Consider the following 16,525-nt stretch of genomic DNA (forward strand, 5'->3'; position numbering starts at 1 on the left):
GGCCAGTCTCCAGCGGGTTATGGGCGGTGCCGGCGCAGGTCTTCGATCAGTGCGCGGTTGTCTCCCTCCCCCGGAGCGTAGCGCGCATCGGCGAAACGCCGGCTGAGCGAGAGCAGGGGTTGGGCGGCCTGCTGCCGTGCGCTGGCGACACGCCGCGCCCATGCGTCCGGGCTCTCATGCGGCGCCCGCCCGAGGCCGAGCCGGGCGTAGCGCGTGCCCAGCCGGTGCCAGGCGCGCAGCAGTGGATCGCGTTCGCGCTCGCCACGCGCCAGCAGCCAGGCCATCCATGCGAGTGCGGCCAGTGCGAACAGACCGAACAGCGCAGTCAACGCGGCGCTGCCGAGCCGCTTCGCACCGAAGCGCTCGAACATGCGCGCCTGCCGGGTGGCATCGAAGCCGAGGACCAGGTCGTTCCAGCCGCGGCGCAGCCAGTCGCCCACCTGGCCCAAGTCGCCGACCCCGATCAGCTCGCCGACGGCGCCCATCGCGCCGCCCCTGCGCAGCCGATCCTCGAGCGTGTCGTAGATGCGTTCCGGCGCCACCGCCGCCGTGGGATCCACGCGCACCCAGCCGCGTTGCGGCAGCCACACCTCCGCCCAGGCATGCGCATCCATGTTGCGCACGATCCAGTAGCGCCCCAGCGGGTTGTAGACACCGCCCGCGTACCCCGTGACCACGCGTGCCGGCACGCCCGCCGAGCGCATCAGGAAGACGAACGACGAGCTGAAGTGTTCGCAGAATCCCTGTTGCTGGTCGAACAGGAATTCGTCGACGGTGTCGCGGCCGGGAAAAGGCGTGTCCAGCGTGTAGGCGAAATCGGCGCGGATCCACTGCAGCGCGCGTGCGACGATCGCGGCATCGTCGGTGCCCGCGTCCTGCCGCCACTGCGTACCCAGCGCACGGGTTCGCGGGTTGAATCCGGGGGGCAACCTCAGGGCCTGCTGGCGCAGCGATGCCGGCAGGTCCGCTTCGAACCGCGTGGGTGCGGACGATTGCAGCCGCCAGCGCGTCAGCGCCGTGAGCGGCGTGGGCACCCGCACGCTGTAGTCGCGGCGCACCCACGTGCCCTCGGGGGTGGCGGTGGGCAGATCCAGCGCCACCAGGTCGCGACGTTCGGTCGGTTCCACGTCCATCTGGTAATCCCATGCCACCGGCGCGCGTTCGGTGGCCGGCGTGAAAGGCGCTTCGTCCGCCCGCGCATCGCCGCGCGTCCAGGTGCGTCCGTCGAAATCCGGCAGCACCGGGCCACGCCAGTACATCTGGCTGGTAGGTGGGGTGGCGCCGAAGAACTGCACGCGCAGGGCAGGGGCTTCGTCGGCGATCAGGTCCAGGTAGCTGCCGGGCGTCATGTCGTCGCTGAGGCCGGGCTTGGCCAGTGCGCGCTCCGGTACGCCCCACAGCGGTGACGGGAAGCGCGGGAACAGCCAGAACGCCGCCAGCACCAGCGGCACGCCCAGTGCGACCAGCTTGCCGATCTCGCGTAGCTGCTGCAGCGGACGCGTGGTGCCTGCCAGCGAGGCCGCTTCCGCATCGGCGAGTCGGTGCAGGGCGACCAGCGCGCCCAGCACGCTGCCCAGGCCCAGCGCCATGCTCAGTGGGCCCTGGTCGAGCAGGAACGCGGCGAACGGTGCGAACAACGCGAAACCGAGAAGACTGCGGTTGTCGCGCAGCGTGCGCGTTTCGGCGGGCTTGATCGCCAGCATGCCCGCCAGCAGCGCGCACCCGGTATCGCGGCCGAACTGCATGCCGGTGACGGACATCACCGCCGCCACCAGCGCCAGTGCCAGCAGCAGGCGCAGCACGCCGGGCAGGGGCCGGCGCCACGAGGCGAACGCCATCAGCACGGCGGTCGCACCGATGCCCATCGCCAGGGCCGGCGGCAACTGGACCAGCAGCGCCAGCAGACAGGCGCCGGTCGCGGCCAGCGTCCAGCGCCGGCTGCGGGCATCCAGCGTGGGCGCGTCAGCGTTTTTCATGCGGAAGCAGGGCGAGCGCGCGCAGGCAGAGGTGGCGATGGGAGGGGCCGTTGGAAGGCCCAAGGGGCGGTTGATCCGGCAGGGACAGGCGGTAGCGCAGACCCTCGCGTTCGGCGGCTTCCACCCAGTGTGCCAGGCGCTGGATGCGACGTTCGTGCGGGAGCGAAGACAGCGTGCTCCATTCCAGGTCCACGTCGCGGCCCAGCGGCTGCTCGTAGTCGCGCACCAGCAACTGGTCGCGGCGCGCCGACGGCTTCCACGCGATCGCGCGTCGCGCATCGCCGGGCCGATAGTTGCGCAACTGATGGACGTCCTCGCCCGCGGGATCCAGCCGCGCGCGGGTGCCGGCATGTCCGGCGTGCGGCAACGGAGGACCCTGCACTTCGGCAGCGGGATACACCAGCAGCGGCGTTTCCGGCCACACCCAGGCCCAGGCCCTCGCGAGGCCGAGCGGTTGCGTCGTCGAGAGGCGTACGCGGTCCAGGTCGTACCAGCCGCGCCGTTCGGTCGGCAGCGATAACGCGATGACCTGGCTCTCCGACGGTGGCAGCGCCGCGTAGAGGTGTTCGCCGACGGCCTCCAGGCGCAGGCCGTGGCGCGTGCGCGCGTCGCGCGAGACCAGCGCCACCTGCAGCAGCAGTGGCGTGCCGACGGGCACGGGCTCGGCCGACATCGCCTCGATGCGCAGGCCGGCCAGTTGCAGGTGGGCGAAGATCAGGCTGGCCAGCGCGGTGGCGCCGAGCAGCAGCGCCAGCAGCAGTGCCGGATTGTTGTTGTAGTTCAACGCGCCCAGCAGCATCGCGAACACCAGCGCCGCGAAGAACAGGCCGAACCCGGTGGGCAGCACGTAGATGCGACGGCGGTCGAGGAACACCGGCAGCGCTTCGGGCCGGCGTGGCCGGGCCAGTCGTGCGAAGCGGCGGGCCAGCGTGAGCGTCACGCTCAATCCACCGGGACCGCACGCAGGATCGCCTCGGCCAGCGCGGGCGCCGACGCGGCTTCCGCTTCCGGCACCAGGCGGTGCGCGGCGACGGCGGCGAACAGGGCCTGCACGTCGTCCGGCAGTACATGCCGGCGGCCCAGCAGCATTGCGTAGGCGCGCGCCGCGCGCAGCAGGGCGATGCCGGCGCGCGGCGACAGTCCGACGCGCACGCCGGGATGCTGGCGGCTGCGCGTGAGCAGTGCCTGCACGTAGTCGATCAACGCATCGCTGGCGTGGATGTCGTTCACCGCCGCGCGCAACGCCAGTACGTCGTCGGTCGACAGCAGCGGCATGGCCTGCGCGATCATCATGCGGCGATCGCTGCCGGCCAGCAGCTCACGCTCGGATTCGGCACTGGGGTAGCCCAGCGCCAGGCGCAGCAGGAAGCGGTCCAGTTGCGAATCGGGCAGCGGATACGTGCCGGAAAGATCAACGGGATTCTGCGTGGCGATGACGAAGAACGGTTGCGGCAGCGCATGGGTGACGCCGTCCAGGGTGACCTGGTGCTCGGCCATCGCCTCCAGCAGCGCGCTCTGCGTGCGCGGCGGCGCACGGTTGATCTCGTCCGCGAGCAACACGTTGGTGAACACCGGGCCGGGATGGAAGGTGAAGGCCCGTGCCTGCGCGTCGTAGACCGACACGCCCAGCACGTCGGCGGGCAGCAGGTCGGAGGTGAACTGCACGCGCTGGAAACCCAGCCCGAGCGTGGCGGCCAGCGCATGCGCCAAGGTGGTCTTGCCCAGGCCCGGCAGGTCCTCGATCAGCAGGTGTCCGTCGGAGAGCAGGGCGACGAACGCGAGCTGCACCTCGCGCGACTTGCCGAGTACCAGCGAATTCACCTGCGCCTGCGCGCGGGTGAGGGCGTCGGACAGGCCTTCGGATAGCATAGGGCGGGTGCTGGGGATGGCGGACATCGCGCTCTCGGTTTCCGATCGTAGGTTGAGGGCAGTGTAGCGAGATGGACGAAGAACAACGCGCGCGACGATGGTTCCTTGCCGTGTGGGCAATCGTGACGGTGGTCAAGATCGCCATCGCCGCGCGCCTGCCACTGTTCGTGGACGAAGCCTTCTACTGGCAGGAAGGGCGGCATCTCGCCGCGGCCTATTCCGACCTGCCTGGATTGACCGCGTGGCTGACACGGTTGGGCACCGACATCGGCGGCCACCAGGTGCTGGCGGTGCGCGCGCCGTTCCTGCTGATGGCGGCGCTGCTGCCGTGGCTGGTCGCGCGGAGTGCTGCGCACTGGTTCGGCGCGGCCGTCGGCTGGCAGGCGGCGCTGCTGGTCGTGCTGATGCCGTTGTCGGGCACGCTGGGACTGCTCGCGCTGCCGGACGTGCCGATGGCGCTCGCCACCGTGCTGTGCGCGGATGCCGGTGCGCGCCTGTTGCGCGAGGTGGACGCCATGTCGGCCACCGAACTGGCGATCGGCCTCATGCTCGGTGCGCTCAGCCATTACCGTTTCATCGGTGTGATCGGCGTGGGACTGCTCGCGTTGCTCTGGTTGCCGGAAGGAAGGAAGGTGCTGCGCGATCCGCGCGTGTGGGTCGCGCTGGCGGTAGGCGTACTGGCGTGGGCGCCCTTGCTGGCCTGGAACCTCGAGTACGCCGACGCCGGCCTGCGTTTCCAGTTGCTGGATCGCCACCCGTGGAGCTTCCACGGCGACGGTTTCCGCTTCGTAGTGGTGCAGGCGGCGATGGCGACGCCGCTGCTGTTCTGGGCCATGCTCGTGGTCTGCCTGCGGGGCATCCGCAGCGATGGCAGCGCGGATGCGGCGTGGCGCTACTTCGCGCTGCTGGGCGCGGTATCGACCCTGGGCTTCTTCGTGCTTGGCTTCTTCGCCGACAACGAGCGCGTCAGCTTCCATTGGCCGCTGCCGGGCTATCTCGCACTGCTGGTGGTGGTGCCGCTGCTGCTGCGGGAGTGGTCGCCCGCGCGCCGGCGCGCGACTTGGGGCCTCGCGGCGCTCGGCGCGGTGCTGATGCTCGGTTACTACGTGGCGGTCTCGTTGCCCGGTCTTCGTTTGCAGGTCGCAGGCAGCAAGTACTACCCGGAGAATTTCGCGGGCTGGAGTGCGCTGGCCACGGAGGTGCGCGACGTGCAGGCAGCCTTGCCGGAAGGCACGGTGCTGCTGGCGGACAACTTCAAGACCGGCGCCGAGCTGGGTTTCGCCCTGGGTGAGGCGGACATTCCCGTGCTCGACCACCCACTGAACCGCAAGCATGGGCGTGCGCCGCAGCTCCAGCTGTGGGGCCTGCATCACGACGGTGCGCGCGATGTGCCCACACTGCTGGTCGTCGGCGCGACCGACGTGAAGTTCAGTGCACTGCTGGCGCACTACCAGCAGCTGTGCCGGATCGTCGGTCCGCTGCCGCCGCCACGCGTGGTGAACATCGACCATGGTGCACGGCGGTTCCTCCTGTTCGCGCTGCCCGCTGAACGCGAGCAGGGTGAATGCATCACGCCGGTCGTCGCCAACATCGACGTGCCCGCCGCGGGTGCGCGCGTGGACAGGCGCTTCCGAGTCGGTGGCTGGGCGGTGAAGGACGTCGTGGGCGTGGCGAAGGTCGAGGTGCTGCTCGATGGCCGTGTCGTCGTGGTGGCCAGCGACGCCGGTGCCAACGAGTGGCTGCGTGGTTTCCTGAAGGACGCTTCGCGCGATCCGCGCATGCCGCGGGTCCAGTTCACGGCCGAGGTCGATGCCGGCGCCGTACCCACCGGCCGGCATTGGCTGGGCTTGCGGGTGACCGGTGGCGACGGCAGCGTCGAAACCTGGGCCGAGCAGCCGGTGGAGATCCGCTGACGGTCAGGCTCAGGGCAGCTCGAAGCCGGCCTCGCGCAGCATCCTGGACACGGCGATCAACGGCAGGCCGACCAGCGCCGTGGGGTCCGTAGACTCGATGGCGTCGAACAGGGTGATCCCCAGCCCTTCAGACTTGAAGCTTCCGGCGCAGTCGAAAGGCTGCTCAGCGTCCACGTAACGCTCGATTTCGGCAGCGGAGAGGGGGCGGAAGCGGACGGTGGTGACATCCTGCGCCTGCAGGGTCACGCCGTCGCGGACCAGGCAGACGGCCGTATGGAAGCGCACCTGCCGGCCCGACATGGACGCCAACTGGGTGAGGGCGGCCTCGCGGTGGCCGGGCTTGCCCAGGGGCTGTCCATCCAGCTCGGCCGCCTGGTCGGAGCCGATGACCCAGGCCCCCGGGTGCTGCCCGGCGATGGCCTCGGCCTTCGCACGGGCCAGCCGGGCAGCCATGGCGGGCACCGACTCCCCGTCCAGGGGGGTCTCGTCCACCTCGGGACGCGCGATGTGGAGCGGCAGGCGCAGCCGTTCCAGCAGTTCGCGCCGGTAGCGGGAGGTGGAGGCGAGCATCAGCGGCATGGGGGTGGCACCGGCAGGACGGGGCGGGGGAGTCTGCCCGCCGGCAGGGCCAGCGGCAAGCCATCCTCGCCACCCGGGGTGGTTTGACAGTTCGGCGTTTGATCCTTAACATTCAGCGGCTTATGTCCGCGAATAAGCCCGAGATGTTGGATGCTTGGCGCATGGTCGCGACCCGGCGCAGCTTTGAAGGCCGCCTGCCGTTGTCCTCGATGACGCGCTTGCAGGGCCTTCTTGTCGATACTGAAGGCGAGGTGCGTTACGCGATCGAGTTCGATCACGATGCGTTGCGGGTGCCTTACGTCGGGTTGCGGATCGAGGCCGAGCTGCCGCTGGTATGCCAGCGCAGCCTGCGGCGGTTCGTGTTGCCGGTGACGGTGGAGCAGCGCTTGGGGCTGGTGCGCAGCGAGGATGAGGAATCCGCGCTGCCGCCGGGCTACGAAGCCCTGCTGGTGCCGGAAGACGGCATGCTGCGCCCCGCCGACCTGGTGGAGGACGAACTGGTCCTCGCCGTGCCGGTGGTACCGGTGGATCCCGCATCCGAGGCCGTCGAAAGCGAATGGGCCGCGGACGAAGAAGAAGTGGCGAAGACCAGTCCGTTCGCGGCACTGGCCTCGCTGAAGAAGAACTAGCCGCTAACGCGGTCTGGCAACACGAACCGCAAGGTTCACCAACAGATAGAAGAGCTGGAGCAATCCCATGGCTGTGCAGAAATCCCGCGTCACCCCGTCCCGTCGTGGCCAGCGTCGTTCGCACGACGCGCTGACCGCCAAGCAGCTGTCGACCGACCCGACCACGGGCGAGATCCACCTGCGCCACCACGTGACCGCCGACGGCTACTACCGCGGCAAGAAGGTCATCGCCACCAAGACCTCGGCGGTCGAGGAAGATTGATTCGTGCGGCGCGCCCGGCAGGGCGCGCTTTCCGCATGATCGATGACAACCAGGGCCCGTCGTCGGGCCGGCAATGGGAGCGTGCATGAGCGAGCCGGGTAGCAAGGGGCGCATTTACGCGCGCATCGCCGGGACGGGCAGCTATCTGCCCGAAAAGGTGCTGACCAACGAAGATCTCTCGAAGCTGGTGGATACCAGCGACGAGTGGATCCAGTCCCGCACCGGCATCCGTGAGCGCCACATCGCCGCCGAAGGCGAAACCGCCGGCGACCTGGGCTACCAGGCCGCGCTGCGCGCACTCGAGGCCGCCGGCGTCGATGCCTCCGAAATCGACCTCATCGTGGTGGGCACCACCACCCCCGACCTGATCTTCCCGTCCACCGCCTGCCTGATCCAGGCGCGCCTGGGCGCGGGCGGCTGCGCGGCGCTGGACGTCAATGCGGCCTGTTCGGGCTTCATCTACGCACTGAGCGTGGCGGAAAAGTTCATCCGCTGCGGCGACGCAAAGACCGCGCTGGTGATCGGCACCGAAACGCTCAGCCGCATCGTCGACTGGACCGAGCGCACCACCTGCGTGCTGTTCGGCGACGGCGCGGGCGCGGCCGTGCTCAAGGCCGACACCGAGACCGGCATCCTCAGCACGCACCTGCATGCCGACGGCAGCAAGAAGGAACTGCTGTGGAATCCGGTCGGCGTTTCCACCGGATTCAAGGCGGACGAGCCGAACAACGGCATCCGCATCGAGATGAAGGGCAACGACGTCTTCAAGTACGCCGTCAAGGCGCTCGACAGCGTCGTCGACGAAACGCTCGACGCCAACGGCCTCGACAAGCACGACCTCGACTGGCTGATCCCGCACCAGGCCAACCTGCGCATCATCGAAGCCACGGCCAAGCGCCTCGACATGTCGATGGACCAGGTCATCGTGACCGTCGACAAGCATGGCAACACCTCGTCCGGTTCGGTGCCGTTGGCGCTCGATACGGCGATCCGTTCGGGTCGCGTGCAGCGCGGCCAGTTGCTGCTGCTCGAAGCGTTCGGTGGCGGCTTCACCTGGGGCTCGGTGCTGGTGCGTTATTGAACCGGCCGCAACACGGATGAAGAGGGAAGGCGATGCTGCAGAGCATCGCCTTTTTCATGTCGGGCATCGATCGTCTCGATGGTCCACAACGTCGCGCACGTTCGATGTCGCACAGGCGCAGCGCGCATGCGACAGCGCGTCGCATGCGCATACGCCCCGGTACAGACAATCCAACGCGTTCGCCCGTATCATCGCCGCCTGATTTCACGCAGGGTGTCGCAGTGACTTCCACGAAACTCGCTTTCGTCTTCCCGGGACAGGGCTCGCAGTCGGTCGGCATGCTGGCCGAGCTGTCCGAACTGTATCCGGTCGTGCGCGAGACGTTCGCCGAAGCCTCCGACGGCGCTGGCGTCGACCTGTGGGCGCTGTCGCAGGGCGGCCCCGACGAAATGCTCAACCGCACCGAATACACGCAGCCGGCGCTGCTCGCGGCCGGCATCGCGGTGTGGCGCGCGTGGCAGCAGCAGGGCGGGGCGCAGCCGTCGCAGCTGGCCGGCCATAGCCTGGGCGAGTACACCGCGCTGGTCGCCGCCGGTGCGTTGTCGCTGAAGGATGGCGCGCATCTCGTACGCCTGCGTGGCCAGTTGATGCAGGACGCGGCGCCGGCGGGCGTCGGCGCGATGGCGGCGGTGCTCGGCGCCGAAGACGAGATGGTGGCGGAGGTCTGCACGCAGGCGTCCGACAGCCGGATCGTCGTGCCGGCCAACTACAACTCGCCGGGCCAGATCGTGATCGGCGGCGACGCCGAAGCGGTGGACCGCGCGATCGCGCTGCTCACCGAGCGTGGCATCCGCAAGGTCGTGAAGCTGGCGGTCAGCGTGCCGTCGCATACGCCGCTGATGCGCGAAGCCGCCAATCGCCTCGCCGAAGTGATGGCGGGTCTGCACTGGCAGGCGCCGTCGCTGCCGGTCGTCCAGAACGTCGATGCGAACGTGCACGCCGGTATCGATGCGATCCGCGATGCGCTGGTGCGCCAGCTGTACCTGCCGGTGCGCTGGACCGAGTGCGTGCAGCTGCTGGCGTCGAACGGCGCCGCGCGCATTGCCGAGTGCGGGCCTGGCAAGGTGCTGGCCGGTCTGGTGAAGCGCATCGATAAGGGCCTGGATGCGCGCGCCATCGGCGGCGTCGGCGACTTCCAGGGCGCGCTCGCGGACTGGCAGTCCTGACGCACGTCGCGTCCGTTCCCTTATCCTGATCCGCCGCGCGCGGAACATTCCGAGGACATCATCATGAGCAAGCCCCTGCAGGGTGAAATCGCACTGGTCACCGGCGCGAGCCGCGGCATCGGCGCGGCCATCGCCGACGAACTGGCCGCGCAGGGCGCGACGGTCATCGGCACGGCGACCACGGCCTCCGGTGCGCAGGCCATCGGCGAGCGCATGGCGGCGGCAGGTGGCCATGGCCGTGAACTGAACGTCACCGACGCCGGTGCGGTCGATGCCCTGATCGATGCCGTCACCAAGGAATTCGGTGGTATCTCCATCCTGGTCAACAACGCCGGCATCACCCGCGACAACCTGCTGATGCGCATGAAGGACGAGGACTGGCAGGCCATCCTCGACACCAACCTCACCAGCGTCTACCGCACGTCGAAGGCGGTGATGCGCGGCATGATGAAAGCGCGCAAGGGCCGCATCATCAACATCGCCTCGGTGATCGGCGTGACCGGCAACGCGGGGCAGGCGAACTACGCCGCCGCCAAGGCCGGCATCATCGCGTTCTCGAAGTCGCTGGCGAAGGAGATCGGCAGTCGCGGCGTCACCGTCAATGTGGTCGCCCCCGGTTTCATTGCCACCGACATGACCAAGGACCTGCCGGAAGATACCAAGAAGGCGCTAGGCGAACAGATCGCACTGGGCCGCTTGGGCGAACCCGCCGACATCGCCAACGCGGTCGCCTTCCTCGCGGGTCCGGCCGCCGGCTACATCACCGGCGAGACCCTGCATGTCAACGGCGGCATGTACATGCCATAAGAATTAGCTGTAAGTGGTTGATTCGGTGGCGTTTGGCGATACCTGCCCGCCGCCGCCGGTTTCCACTACACTATCCCCGGTTTGCCTTCCCCCGCGTCGGCAGAATCCAACAAGTCACCCATCTCCGTCTGGAGCGAATCCATGAGCAGCATCGAAGAACGCGTCAAGAAAATCGTCGTCGAACAACTCGGCGTTAAGGAAGAAGAAGTCACCACCAGCGCATCGTTCGTCGATGACCTGGGCGCCGACTCGCTGGACACCGTTGAACTGGTGATGGCGCTTGAAGAAGAGTTCGAGTGCGAAATTCCGGACGAGGAAGCCGAGAAGATCACTTCGGTGCAGCAGGCCATCGACTACGTCAAGGCGCACGTCAAGGCGTAAGTCCGGCAGTTGCAGCAAACCGTGTCGGGGCCGCGCATGCGGCCCCGCGCGTATCCGGCCCCCATCCGCCCGCGTATTGCGGGACACGGCCGTCAAGATCCAAGAGGAATCCGATATGAGCCAGCGTCGTCGCGTCGTCGTCACCGGCATGGGCCTGGTGTCCCCCCTGGGCAATGACATGGCCAGCAGCTGGGACGGCATCGTCAACGGGCGTTCGGGCCTGGGCCCGATCACCACCTTCGATACCGAGGGCTACAGCACGAAGATCGCGGGCGAGATCCGCGGGTTCGATCCCACGGCCTTCGTGTCGCCGAAGGACGTGAAGAAGATGGATTCGTTCATCCACTACGGCCTCGCCGCGTCGCTGATGGCGATGGACGACGCCGGCCTGGAAGTGACCGAGGCCAATGCCGAGCGCATCGGCGCGATCATCGGCGCCGGCATCGGCGGCATCCTCGGCATCGAGGAAACCGCGGTGAAGCTGCACGAAGGCGGTCCGCGCAAGATTTCCCCGTTCTACATCCCCAGCACCATCATCAACATGCTGCCGGGCCATCTGAGCATCATGAAGGGGCTCAAGGGTCCTGGTTACTCGGCGGTGTCGGCCTGCGCCACGTCGAACCATTCCATCGGCATCGCCATGCGCACCATCCAGTACGGCGACGCCGACGTGATGATCGCCGGCGGCGCCGAGCGCGGCTCGTCGCCGACCTCGGTGGGCGGCTTCTGCGCGATGAAGGCCATGTCCACCCGCAACGACGATCCGACGCGCGCCTCGCGCCCGTGGGACAAGGACCGCGACGGTTTCGTGCTGGGCGACGGCGCCGGCATCCTGGTGCTGGAGGAGTACGAACACGCCAAGGCGCGTGGCGCGCGCATCTACTGCGAACTGGCCGGTTTCGGCGCATCGCAGGACGCGTTCCACATGACCGCGCCCAGCGAGAACGGCGAGGGTCCGGCGCGCTGCATGCGGTCGGCGCTGAAGGACGCTGGCCTCAATGCGGACCAGGTGGAATACCTCAACGCGCACGGCACCTCCACGCCGCTGGGCGACCTGGCCGAGACGCTGGCCATGAAGCGCGCGCTGGGCGACCACGCGTACAGGATCATGGTCAGTTCCACCAAGTCGATGACCGGCCACCTGCTGGGCGCGGCCGGTGGCGCGGAAGCGATCTTCTCCGTGCTGGCCATCCACCACGGCATCATCCCGCCGACCATCAACCTGGATGAGCCGGGCGAAGGCTGCGATCTCGACTACGTGCCGAACATCGCGCGCGAGAAGAAGATCGACGTCGCGGTGTCGAACGGGTTCGGCTTCGGCGGCACCAACGGCACGCTGGTGTTCAAGCGGATCTGACGATGCATCCTTCTCCCTTCGGGAGAAGGTGGCGCGTAGCGCCGGATGAGGGTGCGGCGAAATCATCGTCCCCTGAACCATCGCGTCTTCTCCGCACCCTCACCCCAACCCCTCTCCCGGCGGGAGAGGGGCCAGGAACAGCATGATCGAAACCCGCGCCCTTCCCGCCGACACCGACCTGCTGGCCCTGCATCGTCTCGATCCGCAGCGCTATCCGGTGCTGCTGGAATCGGTGGCCTCCGGCACCGCGCAGGGACGCTGGGATTTCCTGCTGGTCGCCGACGGCACCGGTCTGCGCCTGGATACCGATGGCATCACCCGTGATATGCGGGGACATGTGGAGGCCGGCGATTTCCTGGCCGTGCTCGACCGCCACTGGCGGGCGCAGCGCACGCTACGCGAAGAGCCGCGCTGGCCGTTCCGTGGTGGCTGGGCATTGTTGTTGGCCTACGAACTGGCGCAACAGGTGGAGCCGGTCCTGCGTCTGCCCCACGGGCCGGCGACACAACCCGTGGCGCTCGCACTGCGTTGTCCTGCTGCGGTGCTGCGCGACCGCAGTACCGGCGATTGCGTGATCGTGGCGGAAGCCGGGCAGGGCGATCTGATCGAGCGGACCGCCGCCGACGTCGCGCGCATAGGCCAGATGCCGCCGCTGCCTGCGTGGCAGCCGCCGTCGCGTATCGATGAAGACGAGCCCCAGCGCTTCACCAACGGCGCCGATCGCATCCTCGACTACCTGCGCGCAGGCGACATCTTCCAGGTGAACCTGTCGCGTGCCTGGCAGGCGCGCTTCGAGTCGCCGCTCGATCCCGCCGCGTTGTATGCGCGGCTGCGCACCGCCAATCCCGCGCCGTTCGCAGGTCTCTTCGCCACACCGGCGTGGACGGTGGTCAGCTCGTCGCCCGAGCGTCTGGTCTCGATACGCGGGGACGTGGTGGAAACCCGCCCGATCGCCGGCACGCGTCCACGCTTCGAGGGCGACGATGACGCCGCCCGCATCCGTGAACTGGTCGGCCATCCGAAGGAACGTGCCGAGCACGTCATGCTTATCGACCTGGAACGCAATGATCTGGGGCGCGTGTGCACGCCCGGCAGCGTGCAGGTCGACGAACTGATGACGGTGGAGAGCTACGCGCACGTGCACCATATCGTCAGCAACGTGCGCGGGCACCTGCGCGACGATGCGACGCCGGGCGACGTCATCCGCGCGACCTTCCCCGGCGGCACCATCACCGGCTGCCCCAAGGTGCGCTGCATGCAGATCATCGCCGAGCTGGAGCAGGTCCCGCGTGGGGCGTATACCGGCGCTTTCGGCTGGCTGAACCGTGACGGCGATCTGGACCTGAACATCCTGATCCGCAGCGCCGAGGTCGTGGCCGATGGCGACGGCAGCGTGGCGCGTTTCCGCACTGGCGCCGGCATCGTGGCCGACTCCATTCCAGACAAAGAACTGGACGAAACCCGTGCCAAGGCCCGCGGCGTGCTGCGGGCGCTGGAAGGCTGATCGCTATGGCCTTCTCCCTGCGTCAGCGGGGAGAAGGTGCCCGAAGGGCGGATGAGGGGCGACGAAGGCAGGATGCTTGAATGCCGCAGCCCTGCTGACGCCGCCATCCATCGCGACTCGCTCGAAAAGCCGACCAGGGATGTGCTGGCTGCTGCTCCATCTGCCCTCATCCTCCCCCCGTCTACCTTCTCCCATGCGTGGGGAGAAGGGGTGCTTCACCGCGGCTGGACAAGGCCCGCCCACCGCCTGAGACGGCGACCGGGTATCCTGCACGGCCTGCTTCACACCCCGAGGATTGCGTGGCGTCAGCACTCAAGCGCGGTTGCCGCTTCATCGTCATCACCTTCGTCCTGCTGCTGGCCGTGGCGGTCGCCGCCGGGCTGTGGCTGTGGCAGGGCCATCGCGGCTTCGCGGACGCGCCCATCGGCGGCGTGGCGGCTGATGCGACGGTCGAGGTCGCGTCGGGCGATGCGTTCCCGACGGTGTTGCGCAAACTGCGGGCGGAAGGGGTGTCCTCGGGTACCGACCTGCAGTGGCGACTGCTCGCACGCGAGACGAATACCGCCAGCCAGCTCAAGGTCGGCGAATACGCGCTGGATCCCGCCCTGACGCCGCGCGAACTGCTCAAGCGCATGCGCGAAGGCCGCACGCTGCAGTACCGTGTCACCATCGTCGAGGGCTGGAACATCCGCCAGCTGCGCGCTGCGCTGCGCAACGCCACGCCGCTGCAGCAGAAGACCGCGGACATGAGCGATGCCGAACTGATGGCGGCGCTGGGCCACGAGGGGCAGCATCCGGAAGGCCGCTTCCTGCCGGAGACCTACGTCTACACGCGCAGCGAATCCGACCTCGACGTACTCAAGCGCGCCTATGCGGCGATGGAGAAGACGCTCGAGGGCGTCTGGCAGGCGCGTGCGCAGGATGTGCCGCTGCAGTCGGCGGAAGAGGCGCTGATCCTGGCGTCCATCATCGAAAAGGAAACCGGCATCGCCGAGGAGCGTCCGGCCATCGCCGGCGTGTTCGCGCGCCGGCTGAAGCTCGGCATGCCGCTGCAGACCGATCCCACGGTCATCTACGGCATCGGCAGCAGCTACGACGGCAACATCCGCAAGCGCGACCTGCTGACCGACACGCCGTACAACACGTACACGCGAAAGGGCCTCACGCCGACGCCCATCGCCATGCCCGGTGCCGATGCACTGAAGGCGGCGGTGAATCCGGCCGACGGCAATACGCTGTTCTTCGTCGCCGTCGGCGATGGCAGCGGGCGCCACATCTTCTCGGCCACGCTCGCCGAGCACAACGCGGCCGTCGCGCGCTATCTGGTCACGCGACGGGAAACGCTGCGCAAGGCGGAGGCGCCATGAGCGAGGCCCTGCTGTCGCAGCCGCGGCTGATCACGCTGGAAGGCGGCGAGGGCGCCGGCAAGACCAGCGCCATCGCGGCCATCCGCGATCGCCTGCAGGCCGCCGGCCACGACGTGGTGCTGACGCGCGAGCCCGGCGGCACGCCGCTGGCCGAGCGCATCCGCGAACTGCTGCTCGGCGCGCAGGACGAACCGCTCGCCGCCGAGACCGAACTGCTGCTGATGTTCGCCTCGCGCGCGCAGCACGTGCGTGAAGTCGTGCGCCCGGCGCTGCGACGCGGATCGTTCGTCATCAGCGACCGCTTCACCGATTCCAGTTACGCCTACCAGGGCGCTGGCCGTGGGCTGGATCCCGAATGGATCGCCGCACTGGAACGTCGTGCGGTCGGCCTGAAACCGGGCCTGACGCTGCTGCTTGACCTCGACGTGCGCGAGGGACGCGCGCGTACCGCCGGCCGCGACCTGTGGCCGGACCGCATCGAGAGCGAACAGGACGATTTCTTCGAACGCGTACGTGCCGGTTTTCGTGCGCGCGCCGCCGCCGAACCGCAGCGCTTCCGCGTGATCGATGCGTCTCAGCCGCCCGCCGGTGTCGGCGCCGCGGTCGATACCGCCATCGGCGCCTACCTGCGCACGCTGACCGACAGCGACCTGGCATGAGCACGACGTTCTCGCCCTGGCAGCAGCGCGCCTACGACCATGCTGTCGCGGCGCTGGCGTCTGGCCGCCTCGGCCACGGCCTGCTGGTCTGCGGCCCCGCCGGCCTCGGCAAGCGTGCCGTGCTCGACCGGCTGGCGCGCCGCGTGCTGGCGCAGCAGCGCGATGCGCAGGGTGAACCGGCACCCGATGACCGCAGCGGGCACCTGATCGACGCCGGCACGCATCCGGACCTGCAGGTCATCTCGTTCGTCGCCACCAAGGATGGCAGCAAACTGCGCACCGAGATCGTCATCGACCAGATCCGCGAGGTGTCCCAGAAGCTGGCACTCACCCCGCAGTACGGTGGCGCGCAGGTGGCCCTGATCGATCCCGCCGACGCAATCAACCGCTCGGCCTGCAACGCGCTGCTGAAGACGCTGGAAGAGCCTGCGCCGAACCGTTACCTGTGGCTGGTCAGCGCGCAGCCGGCGCGCCTGCCCGCCACCATCCGCAGCCGCTGCCAGCGCATCGAGTTCCGCCTGCCGCCACGCGACGAAGCCCTTGCCTGGCTGCAGGCACAAGGCCATGCGCCTGCCGATGCGGTACGCGCGCTGGACGCCGCGCGCGGCCATCCGGGCCTGGCCGACGACTGGCTGCGCAACGACGGGTTGGCGCTGCGCGAGGCGGTGGCACGCGATATGCAGCGGCTGGAGAAAGGCGAGATCGGCGTGGTCGAGACCGCACAGCGCTGGGCCAACGACGAGCTGGCCGACGCGCGGCTGCGGCATGCGGCCGACCTGGCGCTGGCGCAGGCGGGGACCGTCGGCTTGACCGATCCGGCCCGATTGAACAAGCTGGCCGCCTGGTTCGACGCCGCCAACCGCACCCGCGATCTTTTGCGGACCACGGTGCGCGGCGACCTGGCCATGGTGGAACTGCTGCTGGCCTGGGCCGGCGGCGATCGCGGACGCGCTGTCGGGGCGCGACGCTGACCGA

16 protein-coding genes are annotated in these 16,525 nt (G+C 68.8%); 12 read left to right on the forward strand and 4 right to left on the reverse strand.

Annotated elements, in window-relative coordinates; translation table 11 throughout:
• Nucleotides 1-17: 17 nt before the first annotated feature.
• Genes CSC78_RS02840 through CSC78_RS02850 form a run of 3 tightly spaced genes read right to left on the reverse strand, consistent with a single transcriptional unit; the run spans nucleotide 18 to nucleotide 3,872 of the window.
• The gene (locus CSC78_RS02840; protein WP_162336384.1) at nucleotides 18-1,976 is read right to left on the reverse strand and encodes a transglutaminase TgpA family protein; all 1,959 of its coding nucleotides are present in this window, start codon (nucleotides 1,974-1,976) and stop codon (nucleotides 18-20) included.
• Nucleotides 1,963-2,904, reverse strand: coding sequence for a DUF58 domain-containing protein (locus tag CSC78_RS02845; RefSeq protein WP_162336485.1), 942 nt, complete (start codon nucleotides 2,902-2,904; stop codon nucleotides 1,963-1,965). The genes CSC78_RS02840 and CSC78_RS02845 overlap by 14 nt, the downstream gene beginning before the upstream one ends.
• Nucleotides 2,905-2,918: 14 nt before the next feature.
• Nucleotides 2,919-3,872: an AAA family ATPase gene (locus CSC78_RS02850; RefSeq protein ID WP_379608537.1), complete on the reverse strand. Its 954-nt coding sequence runs from the start codon at nucleotides 3,870-3,872 to the stop codon at nucleotides 2,919-2,921.
• A 44-nt stretch (nucleotides 3,873-3,916) separates the two neighbouring features.
• Between CSC78_RS02850 and CSC78_RS02855 the strand changes: the two genes are divergently transcribed.
• Nucleotides 3,917-5,758, forward strand: coding sequence for an ArnT family glycosyltransferase (locus tag CSC78_RS02855; RefSeq protein ID WP_162336386.1), 1,842 nt, complete (start codon nucleotides 3,917-3,919; stop codon nucleotides 5,756-5,758).
• A 9-nt stretch (nucleotides 5,759-5,767) separates the two neighbouring features.
• On the opposite strand, the gene CSC78_RS02860 is transcribed toward CSC78_RS02855, so the two are convergent.
• A complete protein-coding gene (locus CSC78_RS02860) occupies nucleotides 5,768-6,337 on the reverse strand; it encodes a Maf family protein (protein WP_162336387.1) in 570 nt (189 codons plus the stop codon).
• Between the two features lie 122 nt (nucleotides 6,338-6,459).
• Between CSC78_RS02860 and CSC78_RS02865 the strand changes: the two genes are divergently transcribed.
• The 11 genes from CSC78_RS02865 to CSC78_RS02915 all read left to right on the forward strand — a co-directional run bounded on the left by CSC78_RS02865 (nucleotide 6,460) and on the right by CSC78_RS02915 (nucleotide 16,521).
• Nucleotides 6,460-6,966 carry a YceD family protein gene (locus CSC78_RS02865; RefSeq protein ID WP_162336388.1) on the forward strand — a complete coding sequence of 169 codons (507 nt, stop codon included), beginning with the start codon at nucleotides 6,460-6,462 and terminating at the stop codon, nucleotides 6,964-6,966.
• A 67-nt stretch (nucleotides 6,967-7,033) separates the two neighbouring features.
• Nucleotides 7,034-7,228: a 50S ribosomal protein L32 gene (gene rpmF, locus CSC78_RS02870; protein WP_162336389.1), complete on the forward strand. Its 195-nt coding sequence runs from the start codon at nucleotides 7,034-7,036 to the stop codon at nucleotides 7,226-7,228.
• An 85-nt stretch (nucleotides 7,229-7,313) separates the two neighbouring features.
• Complete coding sequence (locus CSC78_RS02875) at nucleotides 7,314-8,309, forward strand: beta-ketoacyl-ACP synthase III (RefSeq protein ID WP_162336390.1); 996 nt, start codon at nucleotides 7,314-7,316, stop codon at nucleotides 8,307-8,309.
• 221 nt (nucleotides 8,310-8,530) lie between these two features.
• Entirely contained in the window at nucleotides 8,531-9,475 is a 945-nt protein-coding gene (fabD, locus tag CSC78_RS02880; protein ID WP_162336391.1) for an ACP S-malonyltransferase, read from the forward strand.
• A 63-nt stretch (nucleotides 9,476-9,538) separates the two neighbouring features.
• Nucleotides 9,539-10,282 (forward strand): 3-oxoacyl-ACP reductase FabG, encoded by a 744-nt coding sequence (gene fabG / locus CSC78_RS02885; protein ID WP_162336392.1) that lies wholly within the window; start codon nucleotides 9,539-9,541, stop codon nucleotides 10,280-10,282.
• A gap of 141 nt (nucleotides 10,283-10,423) precedes the next feature.
• Nucleotides 10,424-10,663, forward strand: coding sequence for an acyl carrier protein (gene acpP / locus CSC78_RS02890; RefSeq protein WP_014161144.1), 240 nt, complete (start codon nucleotides 10,424-10,426; stop codon nucleotides 10,661-10,663).
• Nucleotides 10,664-10,778: 115 nt separating this feature from the next.
• Nucleotides 10,779-12,020, forward strand: a complete 1,242-nt coding sequence (gene fabF, locus CSC78_RS02895; RefSeq protein ID WP_162336393.1) for a beta-ketoacyl-ACP synthase II — start codon at nucleotides 10,779-10,781, stop codon at nucleotides 12,018-12,020.
• 142 nt (nucleotides 12,021-12,162) lie between these two features.
• Nucleotides 12,163-13,524: an aminodeoxychorismate synthase component I gene (locus CSC78_RS02900; RefSeq protein WP_162336394.1), complete on the forward strand. Its 1,362-nt coding sequence runs from the start codon at nucleotides 12,163-12,165 to the stop codon at nucleotides 13,522-13,524.
• A 299-nt stretch (nucleotides 13,525-13,823) separates the two neighbouring features.
• Nucleotides 13,824-14,891 (forward strand): endolytic transglycosylase MltG, encoded by a 1,068-nt coding sequence (gene mltG / locus CSC78_RS02905; RefSeq protein ID WP_162336395.1) that lies wholly within the window; start codon nucleotides 13,824-13,826, stop codon nucleotides 14,889-14,891.
• Complete coding sequence (tmk, locus tag CSC78_RS02910; protein ID WP_162336396.1) at nucleotides 14,888-15,550, forward strand: dTMP kinase; 663 nt, start codon at nucleotides 14,888-14,890, stop codon at nucleotides 15,548-15,550. The genes mltG and tmk overlap by 4 nt, the downstream gene beginning before the upstream one ends.
• Entirely contained in the window at nucleotides 15,547-16,521 is a 975-nt protein-coding gene (locus tag CSC78_RS02915) for a DNA polymerase III subunit delta' (RefSeq protein WP_162336397.1), read from the forward strand. The genes tmk and CSC78_RS02915 overlap by 4 nt, the downstream gene beginning before the upstream one ends.
• Nucleotides 16,522-16,525 lie beyond the last annotated feature (4 nt).

Source organism: Pseudoxanthomonas japonensis, assembly GCF_010093445.1.
GTDB lineage: Bacteria > Pseudomonadota > Gammaproteobacteria > Xanthomonadales > Xanthomonadaceae > Pseudoxanthomonas_A > Pseudoxanthomonas_A japonensis.